The organism is Pseudomonas sp. F9001 (assembly GCF_013385435.1).
Taxonomy (GTDB): domain Bacteria; phylum Pseudomonadota; class Gammaproteobacteria; order Pseudomonadales; family Pseudomonadaceae; genus Aquipseudomonas.
Map to the genome: position 1 here is coordinate 1 of NZ_JACAPX010000025.1, position 300 is coordinate 300.

A 300-nucleotide genomic window follows, 5' to 3' on the forward strand; every position below is an offset into this window, starting at 1 on the left:
GTTGACGGGGCCCGCAGATCAAAATCAAAAGCAGATCAAAAGCAGAGCACAGCGGCCTACCGGCCGGCTTGAGTGTTTAACAGCCAGATCAAAAGCCAGAGCGAATGCAGATCTGCTTTTCTGTGGGAGCTGGCTTGCCTGCGATGCAGACGCCTCGGTCCTCCAGATACACCGAGGCGATGCAATCGCCGGCAAGCCAGCTCCTACAGTGGACCGTGCCCGCTTTAGCTTTTGATTTTGCTCTTCAACACTCAAGCCGGCCGGGAGGCCGCTGTGCTCTGCTTTTGATCTGATTTTGAT